The organism is Streptomyces sp. MspMP-M5 (assembly GCF_000373585.1).
Classification (GTDB): Bacteria; Actinomycetota; Actinomycetes; order Streptomycetales; family Streptomycetaceae; genus Streptomyces.
In genome coordinates this window covers 1-1,645 of record NZ_KB891868.1, presented here as the reverse complement: position 1 = coordinate 1,645, position 1,645 = coordinate 1, and the positions used below count along the sequence as shown (strand labels likewise).

General features: G+C 68.1%; 1 protein-coding gene and 2 pseudogenes. 2 read left to right on the top strand and 1 reads right to left on the bottom strand.

Annotation, left to right across the window (positions count from 1 at the left end; translation table 11 throughout):
* Positions 1-272, top strand: a pseudogene (locus B073_RS43655) (IS5/IS1182 family transposase); the annotation flags it as partial.
* A gap of 15 nt (positions 273-287) precedes the next feature.
* On the opposite strand, the gene B073_RS0107185 reads toward B073_RS43655, so the two are convergent.
* Entirely contained in the window at positions 288-713 is a 426-nt protein-coding gene (locus tag B073_RS0107185; protein ID WP_234025013.1) for a hypothetical protein, read from the bottom strand.
* A gap of 348 nt (positions 714-1,061) precedes the next feature.
* Here B073_RS0107185 and B073_RS39340 point away from each other — a divergent pair.
* Positions 1,062-1,645: pseudogene (locus B073_RS39340) on the top strand (hypothetical protein); the annotation flags it as partial.

Here is a 1,645-nt window from a genome sequence, read left to right as displayed (position 1 = left end):
CCCGCCGCAACCGGCGTTATCTACGACGTTGGCGGATCAAACACACCATGCCGGAACGTAAAGACCAGCGGGCCAACTGCCAGCGCCGAGGCAGCGCGGGCGGCCGGCCCACCGGCTTTGACAGCACGATGTACAGGCGCCGCAACGAAGTCGAGCGGACCACCAATGCCCTCAAAGGCTTCCGGGCTATGGCCAGCCGCTTTGACAAGCGTGCCTACGTCTTCCACAGCACCGTTACCGTTGCTGCGGTACGCCTCTGGATCCGCTCATGACTCGCCGGACAGTCCCTAGCAGGGCACGCTGATGGTGTAGCTGCGCTGGCCGCTGTTGATGTCGTTGCTGCTGTCGTTCCAGTACGGGCCGCTCTGGTGGAAGGTCATGGTGACGCTGTAGCTTCCGCAGCCGTTGAGGGCCGCTGGAGAACCGCCGCTTGCAGAGCCGTTGGCCGACCCCTGGGTGACCGGGTTGGGGGTGGCGTAGTTGCCGGACTGACCGCTCTTGCTCACCGACCCGTTGGCGTTCCAGCGTGCCGGGTAGTTGTTGTCCGCGTAGTACCAGGCGCCGCCCCACTGGTACTGGGTCTGGCTGTTCCTGACGATGACCTGGTTGCTGGAGCCGAAGTTCAGGCAGACCTGGACTCGGGTGTACGTGTACTGGCCACCGCCATAGAACTCTTCGGCCGGCGAGCAGTAGTCACCGGACGGTGCTGCCACGGCACGGTGCTCGGCGGCAGTGGCCGGCGACTGCAGGAGCAAGGTGGACAACGCCAGGACGGCGACGGCCAGGGCGGTTCCGTATCTGCTTGTCCGGGCTTGGGGTGGGGCTTGCGTGGCGTGCCGTGAAAGCCGCATGGTCAGCCTCCGTGTCTTCGCGGACGCCCCTTTGATGGGGCGCCCCCAGGACACCAGGCATGCCTTCGGATCATTGTCATGATCCGCGCAATTCACCCAAGAGGGTGGTGGGTCGTACCTCAGACCGCTTGGCTTCCGGGGTTGCCGCTCTTCCGCCCCCTTGTGTCGTCCCACTTTCCGGGTCTTTGCGTCGGTGCAGGCGGCGACCAAGTGCGCGCTCTCGCAGGCGGCCTCGCAGGACTGGTCAAGACTGTCGCCCTGGAGGCCACGACGCTGTTCTGCCGTGCCCTCGACATCACGCCCGACCTGCCGGCCGACGCGGTCGCGGACGCCTTCGCCGCCGAAGTCGCCGACATCGCCACCGACGTGCGCGAGGTCGGCATCGACACCGAGGGCCGCCGCACCCCGTGCCTGTCCGCCGTCCCCCGGCCTGTGCTGCCTGCTCCCCGCCCGCACGCCGGACTCACCACGGACGACCTGCTCCTGGTCACCGGCGGTGGCCGGGGCATCACCGCCTGGTGCGCCGAGGCACTGTCGCGCACTCATCCCTGCGGCTACCTTCTGCTCGGCCCGACACCACTGGACGAAGAACCTTCCTGGGCTGCCGGGCTGGACACGGTCGAGGCACTGCGGGCCGCCTGCGAGGAAACGGCCCGCGAAGCAGGAGAGGACTCACCCGAGGCCCCGCTGCACGCCCTCGCCGAGCAGGAAGCCGAACACCCGCTTGCGGCAGCGCGCCATCCGCGACCAGCTCGCCGCGCTGCGCGCCCATGGCGCACAGGCCACGTACGTGG